A 19,144-nucleotide genomic window follows, 5' to 3' on the forward strand; every position below is an offset into this window, starting at 1 on the left:
GCGTACCTACCTTCCCCTTACGTGAACGTCAACTCCGTCAGTCCCCGCAGAGCCGCCGCCCGGCGGCATCGCGCATCGCCGCGGCCTCCGCCGACGACTCGCTCATCCGCGTGACTTCGAGCCCGGCATAGGAGGCGCGGCGCGCGCACAGCGCTTCGCACGCCTCGGGCAAGGCTCCTGGAAAGCTGATCTTGTCGCCGTCGAAGCGCGCGTCGAAACTGCACCCCCGGTCGCCCAGCGCGATCCGCAGCGTTTCGCCCACGCGGCCGACCGTTCCCGACCCGCTACAGGTGATCCGGTCGCCATAATCGACAAAGGCGCCGACGCGGTACGCCATCCCCGATTTGACGATGCACAGCCGGTCGGTGTCGCGCGCGTAGAGGCCGACAATCTCGGTATCGGCGGGATCGCGCACCAGCCCGCGCGCGATCGCGGCGCTTTCCAGATCCTGTGATTGCGCGCCATTCTGTGCCGGTGCCCCGCCGCCCGAGCAGCCCGCGAGCACTAGCAGCAGCGCCAGCGCCCTCACGCGTCGCGGACCAGCGCGCCATCCTCGATCCGGCGGTAGAAGCAGCTTCGCTCGCCGGTATGGCAGGCCGGCCCCATCGGCTCGCACCGCAGCCAGATCGCGTCCTGATCGCAGTCGATCCGCGCCTCGACCAGCTTCAGCACATGCCCCGAGGTCTCGCCCTTTTTCCAAAGGCGCGCGCGGCTCCGCGACCAGAAGGTCGCCTCGCCGGTCTCCAGCGTCTTCGCCAGTGCCTCGGCATTCATATGCGCGACCATCAGCAGCGCCCCCGACAGATCGGTGGCGACGGCGGTGATCAGCCCGGAGGCATCATAGCGGGGGTCGAGCGTTGCGCCCGTTTCACGGTCATTGGTCACGCCGCCAGTCTAGCGCGGTTCGCGCGCAGCGTCACCCCGATGCTAGGGCGCAGACGGCCTTGGGGTCGGGCTCGGCGCCGGGGTGGGCCGCGCGCCGGGAAGCGTCAGGTTGAGCTGCGGTCGCGCCGCGGCGGGCGCGGTCTCGCTTTTGCGGCGGACGCCGGGCAGCGCACCCGGCAGCGGCGCCGCCACTCTTGGATCGGGGACGGCACCGGGCGTCGGGGTGGCCGTGGGCGCGGGCGCGGGGAGCAGCGCAGGGGGCTGGGCGCGCATGCACTGGATCGGGCTGGGGCGGCGATATTGCGCGCAGTTCCACAGCGCCTTGGCAAAACCCTGATCATAGTCGCGCAGATAGCTGAACGACATCGACGCGACCTGTGCGCTGGTGAGCGGCAGCTTGGACGGCGTCTGTTTCGGGTCGGCCCAGGCCATGAACTTGCAATAGGCGCGCTGGCCGCAGGTGCGCACCGCGAGCGCGGCGAAGTCGTCGGGGCGCATCGCTCGGTCGAGCGTCACGAGGAAGTTGTTCGCATCCGCCCCCGTGGTTGCCATCGCCGCCGGGATCGCGCCTTCGGGGATCGCAGCGGGATCGAGCGGCGCGCCATCGGGGCCGAGCGCGCCCGGAAGCGGGGTATCGGCGCTCGCCTGATGCGCGGGCGAGAGTCGTGCCATCTGGGCGATATTGGGCTCGATTCCGGCATAGCCGCGGTTGAACGCGGGCGGGGTGCCCCACCATCCGGCCCAGCGGAAGAACAGATGCGTGTGGACCTCGCTGATCTTCTCGAGGCTGGCGCTCCAATAGGGGACGACCCAGTCGGTGTGGTAATGCGTCGCGTGGCCGACCGGCTTGTACACGGTGCCGCTCAGTGCCTTTTGCGCGATGTCGCGCGCGCGCGCCCATGCCGCCGGGGTCGGCATGTAGCGCTGCATCGCGCCGTCGCAGGTGAAGGTGAACTGGCAGCCGGTGGTGCGCTCTTCGCCCTGGAACACCACGCCGCAGATCGTCTTGGGGAAGGCGGGGTGGCGCATCCGGTTGACGATCACCTGCGCCACCGCCCGCTCGCCGACGGCGTCGTCGCCGGCTTCGTAATAGACCGCGGCGGCTAGGCAATCGACTGCGCGCGTCTGGCTGTCGAGCGCGCCGACGAGCTTGAACGCGCGTGCGGCGGGGTTGGGGAGGGTGGAAAAGGGAACCGACGCGTTGATCGCGCGGGCGTCGTCGGGGTCGACCGCCTGCAGCGCGACCGGCTCGACGGGGGGGAGCTCGGCCTTGGGAACCACGCGGTTCGAGACGATCACGGGCGGGTGCTTCGGCACGACGACACGCGGCGTTACCAGCACGAGCAGCAGCGGGACCGCGATCGCCACGAGCGCGACCAGCGCGAGGATCGCCTGGAGCGTGAGCGGCACGGCGGGGCGCGACGCGACCGCGGGCGGCGTTGGCGAAGCCATCAGCATCGGGCGCAGGTCAGCCTTGCGCCGCGGGGATGCGGCGGGGCGTGCGGAGGACGAAACGGGCTTCGGGCAAGGGCTGCTCCATGGCGGTGGGGCCCTTAACGCAGAAGCGTGCCACATGGAACCATATCGCCGCCGAAACGCCGCGTCGCGCGCGTTCCTCAGACCCGGCTAGATCATTTCGGCCAGAAGCCGGTCGCCTCGCACATGTCCCAATGGTCGGCGGCGCCCAGCCTGCATGCCGCACCGCTGGCGCCGTCGCACAGGTTCACTTCGCGGCGATAGCGTTTGTAGCACGTCTCCGGCTTGGCGGCCCGGACCGTCTCCAGCGCGGAAGCCAGCGCCGCGGCGACCGAAAGGCCGGGCTGGGGCGCCACCGTCGCGCCGACCCCGCGCGCCTCCGCCGGCGTCTCTACGACTCGATTGGGGCCGCCGAAAGCCAGCGGCCACCCGAGATACAGGGCCAGCATCACGCTGACCACGATCATTGCGTTTCGCACGATTTCCCCCCGGAACATCGTATTCTACCCCGACTCGAGTAAAATACGATGATCGAAGGGCTTACGCCAGTGTGTTCAGCTCTCCGGAAGGAAGTCCGGGACGCTCAAATAGCGTTCACCTGTATCATAATTGAACCCCAGCACCCGGACGCCCTCGGGCAGGTCGGGAAGCTTCTGGAGAATCGCGGCGAGCGTCGCGCCCGAGCTGATGCCCACGAGCATGCCTTCCTCGCGGGCGGCGCGGCGGGCCATGTCCTTGGCGACGGCGGCGTCGACCTTGATCACGCCGTCGATCGAGTCGGTGTGGAGGTTGCGCGGCACGAAGCCCGCGCCGATGCCCTGGATCGGATGCGGCCCCGGCGTCCCGCCCGAAATGACCGGCGAAAGCTCGGGCTCGACCGCATAGACCTTGAGCCCCGGCCAGCTCTTCTTGAGCGTCTCGGCGACGCCGGTGATGTGACCGCCGGTGCCGACGCCGGTGATGATCACGTCGATCGGCGTATCGGCGAAGTCGGCAAGGATTTCCTGGGCAGTGGTGCGGACATGGACGTCGATGTTCGCGGCATTCTCGAACTGTTGCGGCATCCACGCGCCCGGCGTCTCCGACACCAGTTCCATCGCGCGCTCGATCGCGCCCTTCATCCCCTTTTCGCGCGGGGTGAGGTCGAAGGTCGCGCCATAAGCGAGCATCAGCCGGCGGCGTTCGAGCGACATGCTCTCGGGCATCACCAGCACGAGCTTATAGCCCTTGACCGCCGCGACCATCGCGAGCCCGACGCCGGTGTTGCCGCTGGTCGGCTCGATGATCGTACCGCCGGGCAGCAGGTCGCCCGACGCCTCCGCCGCCTCGACCATCGCGAGTGCGATTCGGTCCTTGATCGATCCGCCGGGGTTCGATCGCTCGGACTTGATCCACACTTCGGCGTCGGGGAACAGCTTCGGCACGCGGATGTGCGGGGTGTTCCCGATCGTTTCCAGGATCGTATGGGCCTTCATGTCGTCATCTCCTTGGGAGGGATTTCCAGATTGGCCGGAGGATCGAAGGTACGCGCCCGCCTCAGCTCCGGGAATAGCCTGGCCCATAACGCCGTGACAAGGATCGCGCCCACGCCGCCACCCACCACTGCGGCGACCGGACCGATCAGCGCGGCGAGAAAGCCCGACTCGGCCTCGCCCAGCTCGTTCGATCCGGATACGAACAGCGTCGATACCGCGCCCACCCGCCCGCGCATCGCATCGGGGGTATAGAGCTGGATCAGTGACTGGCGGACATAGACCGAGACCATGTCGGCGGCGCCGAGCACGAACAGCGCGACCAGCGCGACAATCACCGCGGGGGCGAAATCATGCCCGATCGCGGCGGGGCCGAAGATCGGAAGGAGCAAAGGCGCCGACAGGCCGAATACGACGGTCGCCGCGCCGAACAGCGCGACCGCGCCGAGCATCTTGAGCCCCACTTCGGTGCGCAGCGGCCGCCACGAGAACAGGATCGCCGTCAGCACCGCCCCCAGCGCAGGTGCCGCGCGCAAATGGCCGAGACCGGCCGATCCGACCTGGAGAATGTCGCGGGCATAGACCGGCAGCATCGCCGTGGCGCCGCCCAGCAGCACCGCGAACAAATCGAGCGAAATCGCGCCGAGCACCAGCCGGTTGCGGCGGACATAATGCAGCCCGTCGACCATCTGCGCCCAGGGGCTGCCGGTGAATTTGGCTGTGCTGCGCGGCACCGGCCCGATCAGCATCAGCATCAGGAACGAGAGCAGGAACAGCCCGCCCGACACCGTATAGGGCAGCCAGTCGGTCGCGGCGTAGAGATAGCCGCCCAGCGCCGGGCCGATGACGGTCCCGACCTGCCAGGATACCGAGCTCAGCGCGATCGCGGTGGGCAGGCTCGCCTTGGGCACGAGGTTGGGCGACAGCGCGCCGAGCGCCGGCCCGGCAAAGGCGCGCGCGACGCCGAGCAGCGCGGCGATCCCGAACAAAGCAGGCAGCGTTACCGCATGGCTATAGGTCAGCCACGCCAGGCTGAGCGCGCAGAATGCCTCAAGCGACAGCGCGGCGCGGGCGATCCAGCGCCGGTCGAGCCGATCGGCGACCCATCCGGCGAACAGCGACAGGCAGAGCAACGGCAGGAATTGCGCCACGCCGATCAGGCCAAGCTGGAACGCCGCTTCCTTGATCGTCATCGTCTCGCGCGCGATGTCGTATACCTGCCACCCGATGACGATGACCATCGCCATCTGCCCCAGCGTCGCCGAGAGCCGCGCTACCCAGTAGAAGCGGAAATTGGGGATGGTGAAGGGATGCGGTGCCATGCCCCGCTATTGGCGCGTCGCTCGCGGCCGTGCAACGAAGCATTGCCGGGGGGTGGCCATCATTCTGCTTTCGCCTTGTCGGCTCAGCGCACCTGTGCGGGCTGGACCGCGGCGGTCTCGTCGCCCGGCGGGTTGCGGAGCGAGGGATTGAGCCGCGCGAGGCTGCACAGCCCGGCGATCAGCGCCAGCCCCGCGGCGGTCAGCGGGGGAACGATGCCGCCGCCGATCCCCATCGCCAGAAGTGCGGCTACCAGCGTTGCGCCCGTGGTCTGCCCCACCATCCGCGTCGTGGAGATCAGCCCGCCCGCGGCGGCGGCGCGGTCGATCGGCGCCGAGCCGATGATCAGCCGTGCATTCGGCGACAGGAACAGCCCGAATCCGGCGCCGGCCAGCGACATCCGCCACGCAATGTCGAACCAGCCGGGGTCTGCCGGAAGGAAGGCGAGCGCGACGAGCCCGGCCACCGCAATCGTCATCCCGATCCCGCCCAGCGCGCCCGCCGGATAGCGATCGGACAACGCCCCCGCGAGCGGCGCGACGATCATCGTCGTCAGCGGCCAGGGCGCGAGCACCGCGCCGACTTCGGACGGCGCGAAGCCATATTCGTGCTGGAGGCGGAAGGGCAGCGAGAGCAAGGTCGTCATCGTCGCGATGAACGCCGTGAACGCCCCGATCGTCGACAGCGCGAGCACCGGGCGCGTGAGCAGATCGACCGGCAGGATCGGCTTGGCCTCGCCGCGCTCGCGCCGGACGAACAGCACGCCGATGAAAACGCCCGCAGCAACCACCGCCGCGGATACCACCGGGCTGTCGCCATGGACTGCGCTTTCGAGCCCGCCGATCACCAGCCCGAACATCGCCGCGCACAGTATCGCGCCCACGATGTCGAACGGCTCGGTGCCGGGCCTGGTTTCGGGCAGCGCCCGGCCGAGCAACAGGCTGGCGACGGCGAAGGGCACTGCCGAGGCGAAGACCCAGGGCCAGGGGCCGATCGCGAGCACCAACCCGCCCAGCGTCGGCGCAAGCGCCGCCGAGCTGGACACCACCACCGAATTGATCCCGAGTCCCCGACCCAGTTGCTGCGGCGGATAGATCTGGCGGAGCAGCGCCGAGGACACGCTGAGCGCCGCCGCCGCGCCGCCGGCCTGGACCGCGCGGACGATGAGCAGGAACGGCAGGCTCTTGGCGAAGAAGCAGAGCAACGTGGCTGCGGCGAAGACGAGCTGGCCGATCTGATAGACTCGCTTGAGCCCGAAGCGGTCGCCGAGCCCCGAAAAGGGCAGCAACAGCATCACCAGCACGAGCTGATACACCGTCACCACCGCCACCGCCGCAGCGCTGTCGACCGCAAGATCGCGCGCGATCGTCGGCAGCGCGACAGTGGCGATCGCGCCGTCGATCACGACCAGCGCAGTGCCGAACGAAATCGCGGCGATCGCCTGGACCCGGCGGCGCAAGGGAAGGGAAGGCGTGTCGGTCACGCGCCGCTCAGTGCCCGAAGCGCGCCTTGGTTCCAAGCCCGATGGAACGCGCGCAGGACCCGGCGGTTCTCAAGGACGCGAATTCACGCGTCAGGAGGTTGGAATGGGTAAAGGCATTTTGTTGTGGCTGGTGGGCATCCCCATTCCGATCATCCTTTTGCTGCTGATCTTCTGGCACTGAGCAAAAGTCGCTATAGCTAGTGTGGGGGCGGGGTGTCGCCCCCTTGCTGCGGCGCAGCAATGCGCGATATGAAGGGGTATGAAACTGACTCTCGAAGCCGAGCGCCCCGATGGGCCGAGCGGTGCGACACCGACCGTGCTCGAAGCGATCGTCCGCCAGCTTTGCCTCTCTGCGACGTATAATCGCACGCGGATGATCCTTGCGCCGCACATCCTCTATACCCGCAACGCGGCGCTCTACGTCGACGCCTTCGTCGTGTCGCGCGAAGGGATGCTGCCCCGCGAGCCGAAGATGGGGGTGTTCAAGCTCGATGGGCTCAACGACCTGCAGCTGCTCCAGCGCCCGTTCGAGGCGAGCGATATGTTCCAGCCCGAGGCGGCCAAATATGCCGGTGTGACGCTGATGGCGATCGAGCCTCCCGCGAACGACTCGCAACTGTAAAGCCCGTGGAACGAAGCGCCGGGTGATCGGCTTATGCCTCTGGAACAAGGAGGCATTTTCCATGGCTGATACCAAGCAGGACGCGATTGCGCTTTTAAAGGCGGACCACCGCACCGTCGAAGATCTGTTCGAGCAATTCGAAAAGGCGAGCGGCGACGGTCGCAAGGCCAAGATCGCGCGGCAGATCTGCCTCGAGCTGACCGTCCACGCCAAGATCGAGGAAGAGATTTTCTACCCGGCGTGCGAAGGCAAGATCGACGACGATATGCTCAAGGAAGCCTATGTCGAGCATGACGGCGCCAAGGTGCTGATCGCCGAGATCGAGGCGGGCGGCCCCGACGACGCGTTTTACGAAGCCAAGGTGAGCGTGCTCTCCGAGCAGATCGAGCACCATGTCGGCGAAGAGGAAATGCGCATGGAGGGCATGTTCTCCCAGGCGCGGCGTGCCGGGCTCGACATGGACGCGCTGGGCGATCAGCTCCGCGCGCGCAAGGAAGAGCTGGTGGCCGAATATACTGCCAATGGCCTGCCCAAGCCCGAGACTATTTCCTTCCGCGAAGCCACGGTCTGAAGGCCGTGGCGCCGCCGCCCCCGAAAGGGCGGCGGCGTCGGTGCCGTTAGTCTTGGTTGCCGCATTTTCCGAGTCGTTGACCGTGAGCGGTCAACTCGAAAATGCTTCGGCCGATCAGCGGCAGCGGACTTCCTGGTTGTTGCGGTCGATCGAGTTGCCGAGCGCGCCGCCGGCAATTGCACCGAGCAACGTGCCGACGGTGCGCGACCCGCGCCCGGCGATGACATTGCCGAACAGCCCGCCGGCTGCCGCGCCGACAACGAGGCCCGCGGTGCCATCGGGACGGCGGCAATAATAGCGGCCATCCTCACCGCGATAGACTCGGTCCTCACGCGTCAGCACGCGTTCCTGGTAATTGCCCTGGCGATAATAGCGCTGGGCATCCCAGTCCTCCTGCGCAGCATCGCGGGGATCTACGCGCGGCGGGGGCGGCGGCGGGCCACCGTTCCAGCCGGTGTTGGTCGCGCGGAAGCGGCGATAGCGCTCGATCGCCTGCTGAAACGCCTCATATTCGCTGTCGAAGCGACGCTGCGCAGCGTCGAACCGCGCCTCCTCGTCCTGGCTCGCGCTATAGCGTGCGCCTCCGGTCTGTGCCGTCGCCGGGGTGGCGACCGACAGAGTGGCGACGGCGATCGCTGCCAGGCAGGTGAAATGCTTCATTGGATTCTCCTCTTATCCGCGCCCTTACGGCTGACGACGTGGAAACGTTCCAGCAATATGCCTGAAGGCGTAATGAACGGGCGTGAAATCTTGCACCTCAAACGCGAATCTTCAGGCTGGCGCGCACCGTCCGCGGCGCGCCCGGGAACACCCATACCGGGCTGTACGAGCTTTGCGCATAGTGCGCGTCGAACAGGTTGTCCGCTTCCAGCCGGACCGACACGCGCGGCGAGAACGCATATTCGGCCGCGGCCTTCGCCTTCGCATAGGCCGGCAGCACGAGGCCGCTGGTGTCGATGGCGCCCGCACGATCACCGACATAGGTGACGCCGCCGCTGAGCGAGGGGCCGCGCCCGTCGGCGTCGAGATAGCGTCCCACGAGGAACAGCGTGCCGCTGTGCGTCGGGACGTCGAGCACCCGATCGGTCGCGAAGGTCGCGTCGTCGGTGCGGGCATGCGTCCAGGCATAGTTTGCGACGACCTGCCAGTGGCGGTCGAGATTTGCCGACGCGTCGAATTCGATTCCGTGGCTGGTCAGCTTGCCCACCGGCGCGAGATAGCCCGGATCGGTCGGGTCGTTGGTGAGGATCCCCTGTTTCGTGATGTCGAACCACGTCGCCGCGAGGTTGACGCCGCGCCACGCCGCGCTGGCGCCGATCTCATAGCCATGCCCGCGCTCGGGCGCGAAGCCGTCGCCGTTGCGGTCGGTGCCCGAATTGAGCAGGAAGCTCTCGCCCCAGTTCGCATGGAGGGCCAGCACGTCGCTGACGCGATAGCGCGCCCCGACACGCCCGTTGACCGGCGCATCGACATTGCGCCCGGTGACGCCGGTCAGGTTGTTGCGCAGCCGCTGGCGATACGGGTCGATGCGCAGGCCGCCGAGCAGCGTCAGCCGCCCGGTGACGTCCCACATGTCCTGCACATAGACGGTGCCCGCCCAGCGCTTCTCGCGGTTGTCGACGAAGGGGACCGGGGTCGGCGCGGTGCCGCCATAGACCGGCGCATAGACATCGATCGCATAGGGGGCAGAGGCGTTGGGGCTGCGGCGGAGATATTTGTCGTGATAGTCGAGATAATAGCCCTTCACGCCGATCGCGATCTGGTGCGCGCCGACGCTGCCCGACAATTCCGCGCGCGCCGACAGATCGTCCACCGAATAGTCGCGCAGCCGGCGCTGGCGCCACAGCGTCCGCCCGTCGGCGCGCAGCGATGTGTGGTCGGACGAATAGCCCTGAAGCGTGCCCGTGCGATAGGCGATGCCGGTGTTGAGCGTCCATCCGTCGCCCAGGCCGAACACCCCCGTCAGCTGATGTCGCTGGTTCCTGAAGCGCGTCACCCCGTCGCCCGGCTCGCCATAGAAAAGGTTGCGCGGCACGGCGTTGGCGTCGCCGGCGATCGCGGGGACGCCGCGGTCGAACGGCGCATCGAATTGCGTGATCTCGCCGATATAGGTCACCCGCGCGCCGTCCGAGGGTGCCCAGGTGAGCGAGGGGGCGACGACGCGGCGGCGCAGCGTCACGAAATCGCGCCAGCCGTCGCTATCCTCCGCCGCGAACACGATGCGCGCGGCGAGCGTCGAGGAAAGCGGTCCGGTGGCGTCCAGCTCGACGCGCTTCGTGTCGAAGGATCCATAGGTGAAGGTCGCGGAGGCGGCGCGTTCGAACCTGGGGGTCTTGCTGACGAGGTTCACGCGGCCGCCGGGATCGATGTCGCCGAACAGGGCGCCCGATGGCCCCTTCAGCAATTCGATCCGTTCGGCGGTGGCGGGGTCGCGCGGCGGGGCCATGCCGCGGTTGGCGAGGAATCCGTCGACATAATATTCGGCGCCGCCATCGGGCGTGCCCAGGAAGCCGCGGATCGCGAAATTGTCCATGATTCCGCCGCGATTATTCTGGTTGCTGACTCCGCTCACCAGTTCCAGCGCGTCCGCCAGCCGATACGCGCCCGCCGCCGCGAGCAGATCGCGCTCGATCGAGCGGCTCGATTGCGACATGCGCTCGGTCGTCTTGCCCGAGGAAAGCGTGGGATCGGCGGGGGTTTCGCGGGTGCCGAGGACGACGATCTCGCTGTCCCAGCCCTCCGCCCCGACCTTGGCGTCGTCGGTTGGAACGTGGCGATCATTGCCCAGAGCGGGGCCGGCGATGGCAAGGGAGGTCGTGGCGGCGAACAGGATCGATGCGCGCAAGGGGTTGCCTTTCGTGTGATGATGTAACATCCCAATTTCCTATGATTGCCGGTATGTCAAGCACCTCCGCCACCCCAATTCCCTCCGCGCGAATCGCGTCGATCGACGCGCTGCGGGGCGTCGTCATGCTGTTGATGCTGGTCGATCACAGCCGCGAATTCTTTTACCTGCACGCGCAGGTCCGCGACCCCATGGACCTGGCGACCACGCCGCCGGAACTGTTCTTCACACGGCTGCTCGCGCATCTGTGCGCGCCGGTGTTCGTGCTCCTCACCGGGCTTGCCGCCGCGCTGTACGGCGATGCGCGGGGCGGGCGGGGGGCGGCGGCGGGGTTCCTGCTGAAGCGGGGGCTGTTCCTGATCGTGCTCGAATGGACCGTGGTGAACTTCGCCTGGACCTTCGATCCGACCCCTTCGGTCATATACCTGCAGGTCATCTGGGCGATCGGGCTGTCGATGGTCGCGCTCGCGGCGCTGCTATACCTGCCCAGGCCGGCGCTGATCGGTATCGGCGTGCTGCTGGCATTCGGGCATAATCTGCTCGACGGGATCGCCGCCCCGCCCGGCGGGCCGGGGCACGTCCTGTGGTCGGTGCTGCACGAGCGCGGATTTATCGAGCTTCCCGGGGGCGCGCGTGCCCGCACGTCCTATCCCGTCTTGCCGTGGGTCGGAGTCATCGCGCTGGGCTATGCGCTCGGCCCGTGGTTCGCGCGGCAGGTGGCGCCCGTTGCGCGGCAACGGCGGCTGGCAGCCACCGGCGCCGGCGCATTGCTGCTGTTCGCGCTGCTGCGGGCGCTGAACGGCTATGGCGAGCCCGTGCCATGGCAGGTGCAGGGCGACGCGCTGACGACGGCGATGCGCCTGCTCAACCTGACCAAATATCCGCCGTCCGCCGATTTCCTGCTGCTGACGCTGGGCATCGGCTTGCTGCTATTGGCCGCGTTGGAGCGATGGGGCGGCGGGCTGGTCCGCATGCTGGCGGTATTCGGCGCGGCTCCGCTGTTTTTCTACCTGCTCCATCTGTACCTGCTCCACGCGATAAACCGGGTTGCCGGGCTGGCGACGCACAGCGGGCCGGCGCTGGTCAGCGTGCCCAATGTCGCGAGCCTGTGGCTGTTAGCGGGGGCTGTCGCTGTGCCGTGCTGGTTCCTGTGCCGCCGGTTCGCCGCGGTGAAACGCAGAAGCGGTGCCGCATGGATGCGGTATCTGTAGGAGGGGGCGGTGGCGCTCCGGCAACGCCAACGCGCCTAGTGGAGCGTGGGCAGGCGGGGCGTGAAGCGGGCGAGGCGTTCCTCCAGGCCATCGACATCGACGCCGTCCTCAAGCCGGACATCGACATGCGATCCATAGGGGCGCAGCTTGCCCTGCAGGATGATCGACACGCCCTTGTCGTCGGGCACTGCGCTGATCGTGCGAATCCGTGACCAGGGGATGCGCGTCGGGCGCCACCGCAGATCGCCGCGCAGGCTTATGCCGAAATCGTCGATGACAAGCTGGGGCTCGCCATTGCGGCGGGCATCCGCCACGCGCTGGGCCGCGCGGTGGCACGCCCCGGCGAGGCACGCGCACAGCGTCGCCGCCACCGCGCAGCCCAGTTTCCAGCCCAGCGGATCGTTGCCCGAGCGCAGCGCCATCCACAGCAACGCCAGTGCCGCCGCGCCGCCCGCAACCGCCAGCATGCGCCGCGTCTGCACCGCGGAGGCGTTGGGATAGAAGACGAGCGGCGCGTTCAACCCAGGCTCACAAAGCTGTCCATCACGCGTTTCCGGCCCGCCGTCTCGAAATCGACCTCCAGCTTGTTGCCCTCGATCTCGGCGATCAGGCCATAGCCGAATTTCTGGTGGAACACCCGCATCCCGAGCGACAGGTCGCCGCGCGGCTTCGCGCCGAAGCTGACGGCACTGGCGCGGCTCTCCAGCACCCGCGGCGCCTCGCGCGTAAAGGTGCGCGCGGTGAAGCCGCCGCCGGGGTTCTTCGCATCGACGCCCGCCGCGCGCTGCCAGCCCGGGCCGCGCCCGGTGCCGCGCCCGACATCCTCGAACGGATCGGCGCGGTCGCTCCAGTTGGCGCGCCACAGCGATGCGCCGCCCGACATGCTGCTTTCCTCGTTCACATGCTCGGGCGGGAGCTCGGCGATGAAGCGGCTGGGCAGGCTGCTCGTCCATTGGCCATAGATGCGGCGATTGGCGGCGTGGAGGATCGTCGCCTGTCGCCGCGCGCGGGTGATCGCGACATAGGCGAGGCGGCGTTCCTCCTCGAGGCTGGCGAGCCCGCCTTCGTCGAGCGCGCGCTGCGAGGGGAAGATGCCTTCCTCCCACCCGACGAGGAATGCCGTGTCGAATTCGAGCCCCTTGGCGGCGTGGATCGTCATGATCGTGACCTTGGGCTCCTCGGCATTGCTCTCATTGTCCATGACGAGGCTGACATGTTCGAGGAATGCCGTCAGCGATTCATATTCCTCCATCGCGCGGACGAGTTCGTTGAGGTTTTCCAGCCGCCCCGCCGCCTCGGCGGTGCGATCGGCCTGCCACATCGCAGTATAGCCGCTCTCGTCGAGCACGATCCGCGCGAGATCGGGGTGTTGCAGCGTGTCGCCCATGCTGCGCCAGCGCGCGATGTCGCCGATCAGGTTGCCGAGCGCGCGGCGGGCCTGCGGCGTCAGCTCGTCGGTGTCGAGGATACGCGCCGCCGCACTCATCAGCGGCAACCCCGCGCCGCGCGCGAATTGATGGACCTTGGCCAGCGCCTTGTCGCCAAGCCCGCGCTTGGGCGTGTTGACGATCCGTTCGAAGGCGAGGTCGTCGGCGGGCTGCGCGACGACGCGCAGATAGGCGAGCGCGTCGCGGATTTCCTGCCGCTCGTAGAAGCGGAAGCCGCCGATGATGCGATAGGGCAGGCCGATCGCGATGAAGCGATCCTCGAACTCGCGAGTCTGGTGCTGCGCGCGCACCAGGATCGCGGTGTCGTCGAGGCTGGTGCCGCCGCGCTGGAGCGCCTCGATCTCGTCGCCGACTCGGCGCGCTTCCTCGGGGCCGTCCCAGATGCCGAGGACCTTGACCTTTTCGCCCGCGTCCTTCTCGGTCCACAAGGTCTTGCCCAGCCGCCCGCCATTATTGGCGATGACGCCCGACGCGGCGGCCAGGATGTGCGGAGTCGAGCGGTAATTCTGTTCGAGCCGGATCACCTTGGCGCCGGGGAAGTCCTTCTCGAACTTCAGGATATTCTCGACCTGCGCGCCGCGCCATGAATAGATCGACTGGTCGTCGTCGCCGACGCAGCACAGGTTGCGCCGCTCCTGCGCGAGCAGGCGGAGCCAGAGATATTGGACGCTGTTGGTGTCCTGATATTCGTCGACCATGATGTAGCGGAAGCGCTGCTGATAGAGCTGGAGCACCTCGCGGTCGGTGCGCAGGATCGTCAGCATGTGGAGCAGCAGGTCGCCGAAATCGCAGGCGTTGAGCGTGCGCAGCCGGTCCTGGTACAGCGCGTACAGCGCCTGTCCCTTGCCATTGGCGTAGAGCTCGGACTGGCCGGCGTCGATGTCCTTCGGGGTCAGCCCCTTGTTCTTCCACTGATCGATCAGCCCCGCCAGCGCGCGGGCGGGCCAGCGCTTTTCGTCGAGGTCGGCGGCGGTGATGAGCTGTTTGAGCAGGCGCAACTGGTCGTCGGTGTCGAGGATGGTGAAGTTGCTCTGCAATCCCACCAGCTCGGCATGGCGGCGCAGCATCTTGGCGCCGATCGCGTGGAAGGTGCCGAGCCACGGCATCCCCTCGACCGCGTCGCCCACCAGCCGCCCGACCCGCTCGCGCATCTCGCGCGCCGCCTTGTTGGTGAAGGTGACCGACAGGATCTCCGACGGATAGGCCTTCCGGGTATAGAGCAGGTGCGCGAGCCGCGCAGTGAGTGCCGCGGTCTTGCCCGTGCCCGCACCCGCGAGCACGAGCACCGGCCCCTCGGTCGTCAGCACGGCATCGCGCTGGGGATCGTTCAGGCCCCGCAGATAGGGGGCATCGTCGGGGGCGGGGGCAGGAAGACTCATCGGCGAACAGGTAGGGAACGCGAAGCGCGCGGGCAAGTTGCTTCCGATCGCGCCTGGGCGCTAGAGGGGCGGCGAAGGAGACAGGCAATGCGTTTGCGGGACCGGAAGCTGCGGTTGGGGATCGTGCTGGCGATCGCAGTGACGGCGGCGGTGTTCGCGTGGCGGACCGGCCAGAACGGCGCGACTCCGAAATGCGAGCCCGGGCGCGTCGAGGAACGCGATGCCGCGGGCACGGTGACCAAGGTTGTCCGCACGACCTGTCTCTGAGGATCGTCTATAAGGAGGGGCATGCGCCCGCTCCTCTACTGCATCGCCCTGATGCTCGCCACGCCCGCGCTGGCGCAGGTGGAGCAGCTCGAGCAGATCGAGCCAAGCGCGGGCGAGATGCAGGCCGAGATATTTGGCGGCCCCGGCGGGCAATCGATCGAGGCGCTGGCGGGAATTTCCGATCGGCTCGCGCTGGGCGGCGAAGTCGAGTTCGAGGACGGGCGCATCGAATCCGCCGGGCTGGCCGCGCTGGTCCGGTTTTCCGATCCGGAGACGCGGCCCATCGGGCTCGGCGTGGAGGCGCAGGCCTCGCTGGGCGCCGGGGGGCGACTGCACGAGATCGAGGTGCGCGGGCTTTTCGAGAGTCGCGGCGCGAAGTGGTGGCTCCAGGTCAATCCGATCGTCCGCACCGTTCGCGAAGATGGGGCAAGCGGGACGGGGATCGCCTATGCCGCGTCGATCCAGCGCCGGATCGGCGGCGTCTGGCTGGGGGGCGAGGCGTCGGGGCGGCTGGCGCGGATCGGCGGCGATCCGATGCTCGCGCCCCGCGGGGAGCAGTATCTAGGCCCCAGTATCACGCTCCAGCCGCGCGGGGGCGCCGAGATCGGGCTTGCGTGGCTGGAGCGGATCGCGGGACGCGGCACGCGATCGGGGCCCAGGGCGTTCCTCCAGTTCGAGTTCTGACCGGGCGCGCCGGGGCTGTAACGCCTCTGTCATCACATTGTCACAGACCGCGCCCAGAGGCGCGACATCATGGCCACTCTCGCACTGGACCAGGCCCCGCAGGCTGACACGCCACGGGGTCCCCGATTCGACTATCGGACCCCTCCGCTCGCCAAGGCGCTGTTCGCAGCGATCCTGCTGGGCGGGCTGGCTTTTGCCGGATGGAGCGTGCTGACCGACACGCGGGGAGTGGGCGAGGAGCTGGCGATCGGCGCCTTCGCGTTCCTTGTCCTCGCGCTGGTGATTGCGCTCGGGTTCGAGTTCGTCAACGGCTTCCACGACACGGCGAACGCGGTCGCGACGGTGATCTACACCAATGCGATGCCGGCGAATTTTGCGGTGATCTGGTCGGGTTTCTTCAACTTTCTGGGTGTGATGGTGTCGTCGGGCGCGGTCGCCTATTCGATCATCACGCTGTTGCCGGTCGACCTGATCCTGAACGTCGGCAGCACCGGCGGGTTCGCGATGATCTTCGCGCTGCTGCTCGCGGCGGTGCTGTGGAACCTCGGCACCTGGTATTTCGGACTGCCCAATTCTTCGTCGCACACGCTGATCGGCTCGGTCCTCGGCGTCGGGCTTGCCAACCAGCTGATCATGGCGGGTTCGCGTGGCGGCACCGCAGGCGTCGACTGGGCGCAGGTCCAGAAGGTGATGACCGGGCTGTGGATGGCGCCGCTGATCGGGTTCGGCGCGGCGCTGCTGCTGCTGCTCACGATGCGGATGGTGATCCGCAAGCCCGAGCTGTACAGCCCGCCCAAGGGCGATACCCCCCCGCCGCGCGGCATCCGCGCGCTGCTGATCTTCACTTGCACCGCGGTATCGTTCAGCCATGGCTCGAACGACGGGCAGAAGGGGATGGGGCTGATCATGCTCATCTTGATCGGCTGCGCGCCGACCGCCTATGCGCTCAACCGCACGGCGCCGGCCAGCGCGACGCCGGCGTTCATCCAGACCGCCAATGTCGCGACCGCGGCGTTCGATGCGAAGGGTGGCCCGGACATGACGCCCGAGGCGGCCCGGGTGACGCTGACCGACGCGCTCCAGCATCGCAAGGCGGACACGCCCGAGGTGTTCGGCGCGCTGGAGAGCCTGTCGAAGGACCTGAGCGCGCGCGTCGCCGGCTATGGCTCGCTGGGCGCAGTCCCCGCCGAGGCGACGTCGAACGTCCGCAACGACATGTATCTGGTGCTCGACACCACCAAGCTGGCAGCGAAGCAGCCCGGCGTGTTCACCGAGGCCGAGGGCGCGGCGATCAAGGACTATCAGTCCAAGCTGGAGGCCGGCACGCGCTTCATTCCGCTATGGGTGAAGATCGTCGTCGCGATCGCGCTGGGGCTGGGAACGATGATCGGCTGGAAGCGGATCGTGGTCACGGTCGGCGAGCGGATCGGCAAGACCCACATGACCTATGGCATGGGCGCGACCGCCGAGCTGGTCGCGGCGGGGACGATCCTGGCGGCCGATCGCTTCGGGTTGCCGGTGTCGACGACGCACATCCTGTCGTCGGGCGTCGCGGGCGCTTCGGTGGCGAGCGGCGCGGGGCTCCAGAGCCGCACCATCATGCAGCTCGCCGCGGCATGGCTGCTGACGCTGCCCGCCGCGATGGCGCTGTCGGGTGGGCTCTACTGGCTGATGCTCAACGCAGTGAAGATGTTCGGGCTCTGAGCCTGTTAGGCTGACCGCGTCACCCTCACCCTTCCGCGCCTTTGGCGCTCCCTCCCTCTCCCGATGGGAGAGGGATGCGGACACTCAAACTCCCTCTCCCCTCGGGAGAGGGAAGGGGCCCGCCGCCGCAGGCGGTGGGAAGGGTGAGGGGGACGCCATAACCCCGCGTCACACCCGGTCGGTGCAGCTTTCCAGCGCGCGTTCGGCGACCTGAAGGCTGACTTTGATCCCGTGCGTGTCGGCGCGAAGGTCGGCCTTGACGTGGTCCATCGGGTTCCAGTGCGCCACCAGAACGCCCATTGCGAGCGCGAAGATCGCCGAGGTCAGATAGCGGCGTGCGATCGAATCCTGCATTGCCCGACTCCCATTTTCGGTGCTTTGAAGGTGATGTTTTGGTACCCAGCCGAAACTGTCGCGGCGATGAACGGGACGCGCGAAACAGGTTGACCCGAGCCTCCGCAGGTTCGACCAGAGCCGCGGAGGGGATCCACATGACCACAGCAAGCGCCGCACCGGCATCGCACCGCCGCATCCTGTTCGCCAGCCTGGTGGGCACGTCGGTCGAGTTTTACGATTTCTATATCTACGCGACTGCCGCCGCGCTCGTGTTCCCGACGCTCTTCTTCCCTTCGCAGGACCCCGCGCTCCAGCAGCTTTTGTCCTATGCCAGCTTCAGCGTCGCCTTTTTCGCGCGGCCGCTGGGCGGGCTGGTGTTCGGCCATTTCGGCGACCGGATGGGGCGCAAGTCGACCCTGGTCGCGTCGCTGATGCTGATGGGGCTCTCGACGGTGCTCATCGCGTTCCTGCCGGGCTACGCGGTGCTTGGCTGGGTCGCGCCCGCTTTGCTGTGCCTGTTGCGCTTCGGGCAGGGGCTGGGGCTGGGCGGCGAATGGGGCGGGGCGTCGCTGCTCGCGGTCGAGAATGCGCCGCCGGGATGGGCCAATCGCTACGGCGCCTTCCCGCCGATGGGCGCGCCGGTCGGTTTCATCTTCGCCAATGGCTTTTTCCTGATCCTCGGCGCGCTGCTCACCGACGAGCAGTTTCGCGAATGGGGCTGGCGGCTGCCCTTCCTCGCCAGCGCGCTGCTCGTCGCGCTCGGGCTGTGGGTGCGCGTGACGCTCACCGAGACCCCCGCCTTCGTCGAGGCGCAACATGCCGCGCCGCCGCCCAAAGTGCCGCTGGGCGAGTTGCTCCGCGCGCATTGGCTGCCGACGATCGCCGGCACGGTGGGGACCGTGGCGTGTTTCGCGCTGTTCTACATCTCGACGGTGTTCGTGATCGGCTATGGGACCAAGACGCTGGGCTATGGCCGCGAGACCTTCCTCGCGATCGAGCTGGCGGCAATCCTGTTCATGGCGGCGGGGATCGTCGCCGCAGTCGTGCTGGCCGATCGGACCAGCGCCGCGCGCGTGCTGGTGCTCGGGTGCATCGCGACGCTGCCCGTGGGCATGGCGATGGCGGCGCTGGTCACCGCCAACGCGCTGCTCGGCGTTTTCGCATGGCTGGCGCTGGCGCTGTTCGTGATGGGGTTCGTCTATGGCCCGCTTGGCGGCTGGCTGCCCAGCCTGTTCCCGGCGCGGGTGCGCTATACCGGCGTGTCGGTGACGTTCAACCTGGGCGGGATCATCGGCGGCGGGCTGACGCCGTTCATCGCGGAGACGCTGGTGAAGCAGGGCGGGCTCTGGCTGGTCGGCGCCTATCTGGCGGGCGCGGGGGCGCTAAGCCTGGCGGGGCTGGCGCTGACTCGGCGCAGATAGCGGCTTCATTCCGTAATCGC

20 protein-coding genes are annotated in these 19,144 nt (G+C 68.1%); 8 read left to right on the top strand and 12 right to left on the bottom strand.

Annotated elements, in window-relative coordinates; genetic code table 11:
- Positions 1-37 precede the first annotated feature (37 nt).
- From TS85_RS06795 to TS85_RS06825, 7 genes are all read right to left on the bottom strand, one after another.
- Positions 38-529, bottom strand: a complete 492-nt coding sequence (locus tag TS85_RS06795; protein ID WP_227698703.1) for a hypothetical protein — start codon at positions 527-529, stop codon at positions 38-40.
- Positions 526-885, bottom strand: a complete 360-nt coding sequence (gene hisI, locus TS85_RS06800) for a phosphoribosyl-AMP cyclohydrolase (protein WP_044331215.1) — start codon at positions 883-885, stop codon at positions 526-528. The genes TS85_RS06795 and hisI overlap by 4 nt, the downstream gene beginning before the upstream one ends.
- Before the next feature lie 42 nt (positions 886-927).
- Positions 928-2,337 carry a cell wall hydrolase gene (locus TS85_RS06805; RefSeq protein ID WP_173426218.1) on the bottom strand — a complete coding sequence of 470 codons (1,410 nt, stop codon included), beginning with the start codon at positions 2,335-2,337 and terminating at the stop codon, positions 928-930.
- A 179-nt stretch (positions 2,338-2,516) separates the two neighbouring features.
- Positions 2,517-2,828 (bottom strand): hypothetical protein, encoded by a 312-nt coding sequence (locus TS85_RS06810; protein WP_155006327.1) that lies wholly within the window; start codon positions 2,826-2,828, stop codon positions 2,517-2,519.
- 87 nt (positions 2,829-2,915) lie between these two features.
- Positions 2,916-3,836, bottom strand: a complete 921-nt coding sequence (gene cysK / locus TS85_RS06815; protein ID WP_044331217.1) for a cysteine synthase A — start codon at positions 3,834-3,836, stop codon at positions 2,916-2,918.
- Positions 3,833-5,155 carry an MFS transporter gene (locus TS85_RS06820; RefSeq protein WP_044331218.1) on the bottom strand — a complete coding sequence of 441 codons (1,323 nt, stop codon included), beginning with the start codon at positions 5,153-5,155 and terminating at the stop codon, positions 3,833-3,835. The genes cysK and TS85_RS06820 overlap by 4 nt, the downstream gene beginning before the upstream one ends.
- An 83-nt stretch (positions 5,156-5,238) precedes the next feature.
- Positions 5,239-6,636, bottom strand: coding sequence for an MFS transporter (locus TS85_RS06825; RefSeq protein WP_044331219.1), 1,398 nt, complete (start codon positions 6,634-6,636; stop codon positions 5,239-5,241).
- On the opposite strand from TS85_RS06825, the gene TS85_RS25280 reads away from it, so the two are divergent.
- The 3 genes from TS85_RS25280 to TS85_RS06835 all read left to right on the top strand — a co-directional run bounded on the left by TS85_RS25280 (position 6,626) and on the right by TS85_RS06835 (position 7,829).
- Positions 6,626-6,817 carry a hypothetical protein gene (locus TS85_RS25280; RefSeq protein ID WP_155006328.1) on the top strand — a complete coding sequence of 64 codons (192 nt, stop codon included), beginning with the start codon at positions 6,626-6,628 and terminating at the stop codon, positions 6,815-6,817. The genes TS85_RS06825 and TS85_RS25280 overlap by 11 nt on opposite strands.
- 78 nt (positions 6,818-6,895) lie before the next feature.
- Complete coding sequence (locus TS85_RS06830) at positions 6,896-7,258, top strand: WYL domain-containing protein (RefSeq protein WP_044331220.1); 363 nt, start codon at positions 6,896-6,898, stop codon at positions 7,256-7,258.
- Positions 7,259-7,319: 61 nt separating this feature from the next.
- Positions 7,320-7,829, top strand: coding sequence for a hemerythrin domain-containing protein (locus TS85_RS06835; RefSeq protein WP_044331222.1), 510 nt, complete (start codon positions 7,320-7,322; stop codon positions 7,827-7,829).
- 114 nt (positions 7,830-7,943) lie between these two features.
- Here the strand turns inward: TS85_RS06835 and TS85_RS06840 are convergent, their stop codons facing one another.
- Together TS85_RS06840 and TS85_RS06845 are read right to left on the bottom strand one after the other, a co-directional pair.
- Positions 7,944-8,489, bottom strand: a complete 546-nt coding sequence (locus TS85_RS06840; protein ID WP_044331230.1) for a glycine zipper 2TM domain-containing protein — start codon at positions 8,487-8,489, stop codon at positions 7,944-7,946.
- A gap of 97 nt (positions 8,490-8,586) precedes the next feature.
- Positions 8,587-10,674 (bottom strand): TonB-dependent siderophore receptor, encoded by a 2,088-nt coding sequence (locus TS85_RS06845; RefSeq protein ID WP_227698704.1) that lies wholly within the window; start codon positions 10,672-10,674, stop codon positions 8,587-8,589.
- A gap of 53 nt (positions 10,675-10,727) precedes the next feature.
- Here TS85_RS06845 and TS85_RS06850 point away from each other — a divergent pair, with 53 nt between their 5' ends.
- Positions 10,728-11,885 (top strand): DUF1624 domain-containing protein, encoded by a 1,158-nt coding sequence (locus TS85_RS06850; RefSeq protein WP_155006329.1) that lies wholly within the window; start codon positions 10,728-10,730, stop codon positions 11,883-11,885.
- A 35-nt stretch (positions 11,886-11,920) separates the two neighbouring features.
- Here TS85_RS06850 and TS85_RS06855 read toward each other — a convergent pair whose 3' ends face one another.
- Both TS85_RS06855 and TS85_RS06860 read right to left on the bottom strand, forming a co-directional pair.
- Complete coding sequence (locus TS85_RS06855; RefSeq protein WP_044331236.1) at positions 11,921-12,406, bottom strand: hypothetical protein; 486 nt, start codon at positions 12,404-12,406, stop codon at positions 11,921-11,923.
- A complete protein-coding gene (locus TS85_RS06860) occupies positions 12,403-14,712 on the bottom strand; it encodes an ATP-dependent helicase (RefSeq protein WP_044331237.1) in 2,310 nt (769 codons plus the stop codon). The genes TS85_RS06855 and TS85_RS06860 overlap by 4 nt, the downstream gene beginning before the upstream one ends.
- Positions 14,713-14,799: 87 nt before the next feature.
- On the opposite strand from TS85_RS06860, the gene TS85_RS25285 reads away from it, so the two are divergent.
- From TS85_RS25285 to TS85_RS06870, 3 genes are all read left to right on the top strand, one after another.
- Entirely contained in the window at positions 14,800-14,979 is a 180-nt protein-coding gene (locus tag TS85_RS25285; RefSeq protein ID WP_155006330.1) for a hypothetical protein, read from the top strand.
- Between the two features lie 21 nt (positions 14,980-15,000).
- Positions 15,001-15,663 carry a hypothetical protein gene (locus tag TS85_RS06865; RefSeq protein ID WP_044331240.1) on the top strand — a complete coding sequence of 221 codons (663 nt, stop codon included), beginning with the start codon at positions 15,001-15,003 and terminating at the stop codon, positions 15,661-15,663.
- Between the two features lie 69 nt (positions 15,664-15,732).
- The gene (locus TS85_RS06870; RefSeq protein ID WP_044331242.1) at positions 15,733-17,367 is read left to right on the top strand and encodes an inorganic phosphate transporter; all 1,635 of its coding nucleotides are present in this window, start codon (positions 15,733-15,735) and stop codon (positions 17,365-17,367) included.
- Between the two features lie 168 nt (positions 17,368-17,535).
- Here TS85_RS06870 and TS85_RS06875 read toward each other — a convergent pair whose 3' ends face one another.
- Positions 17,536-17,721: a hypothetical protein gene (locus TS85_RS06875; RefSeq protein ID WP_044331245.1), complete on the bottom strand. Its 186-nt coding sequence runs from the start codon at positions 17,719-17,721 to the stop codon at positions 17,536-17,538.
- Positions 17,722-17,858: 137 nt separating this feature from the next.
- Here TS85_RS06875 and TS85_RS06880 point away from each other — a divergent pair, with 137 nt between their 5' ends.
- The gene (locus TS85_RS06880; RefSeq protein WP_044331248.1) at positions 17,859-19,124 is read left to right on the top strand and encodes an MFS transporter; all 1,266 of its coding nucleotides are present in this window, start codon (positions 17,859-17,861) and stop codon (positions 19,122-19,124) included.
- Positions 19,125-19,144: the final 20 nt, after the last annotated feature.

Source organism: Sphingomonas hengshuiensis (assembly GCF_000935025.1).
Lineage (GTDB): Bacteria > Pseudomonadota > Alphaproteobacteria > Sphingomonadales > Sphingomonadaceae > Sphingomonas > Sphingomonas hengshuiensis.

Bases quoted from the DNA above. Each gene is read 5' to 3' on its own strand.
- TS85_RS06805 (WP_173426218.1), bottom strand. From the start codon at position 2,337: ATGGCTTCGCCAACGCCGCCCGCGGTCGCGTCGCGCCCCGCCGTGCCG.
- TS85_RS06810 (WP_155006327.1), bottom strand. From the start codon at position 2,828: ATGATCGTGGTCAGCGTGATGCTGGCCCTGTATCTCGGGTGGCCGCTG.
- cysK (WP_044331217.1), bottom strand. From the start codon at position 3,836: ATGAAGGCCCATACGATCCTGGAAACGATCGGGAACACCCCGCACATC.
- TS85_RS06820 (WP_044331218.1), bottom strand. From the start codon at position 5,155: ATGGCACCGCATCCCTTCACCATCCCCAATTTCCGCTTCTACTGGGTA.
- TS85_RS06830 (WP_044331220.1), top strand. From the start codon at position 6,896: ATGAAACTGACTCTCGAAGCCGAGCGCCCCGATGGGCCGAGCGGTGCG.
- TS85_RS06835 (WP_044331222.1), top strand. From the start codon at position 7,320: ATGGCTGATACCAAGCAGGACGCGATTGCGCTTTTAAAGGCGGACCAC.
- TS85_RS06840 (WP_044331230.1), bottom strand. From the start codon at position 8,489: ATGAAGCATTTCACCTGCCTGGCAGCGATCGCCGTCGCCACTCTGTCG.
- TS85_RS06850 (WP_155006329.1), top strand. From the start codon at position 10,728: ATGTCAAGCACCTCCGCCACCCCAATTCCCTCCGCGCGAATCGCGTCG.
- TS85_RS06860 (WP_044331237.1), bottom strand. From the start codon at position 14,712: ATGAGTCTTCCTGCCCCCGCCCCCGACGATGCCCCCTATCTGCGGGGC.
- TS85_RS25285 (WP_155006330.1), top strand. From the start codon at position 14,800: ATGCGTTTGCGGGACCGGAAGCTGCGGTTGGGGATCGTGCTGGCGATC.
- TS85_RS06865 (WP_044331240.1), top strand. From the start codon at position 15,001: ATGCGCCCGCTCCTCTACTGCATCGCCCTGATGCTCGCCACGCCCGCG.
- TS85_RS06870 (WP_044331242.1), top strand. From the start codon at position 15,733: ATGGCCACTCTCGCACTGGACCAGGCCCCGCAGGCTGACACGCCACGG.
- TS85_RS06875 (WP_044331245.1), bottom strand. From the start codon at position 17,721: ATGCAGGATTCGATCGCACGCCGCTATCTGACCTCGGCGATCTTCGCG.
- TS85_RS06880 (WP_044331248.1), top strand. From the start codon at position 17,859: ATGACCACAGCAAGCGCCGCACCGGCATCGCACCGCCGCATCCTGTTC.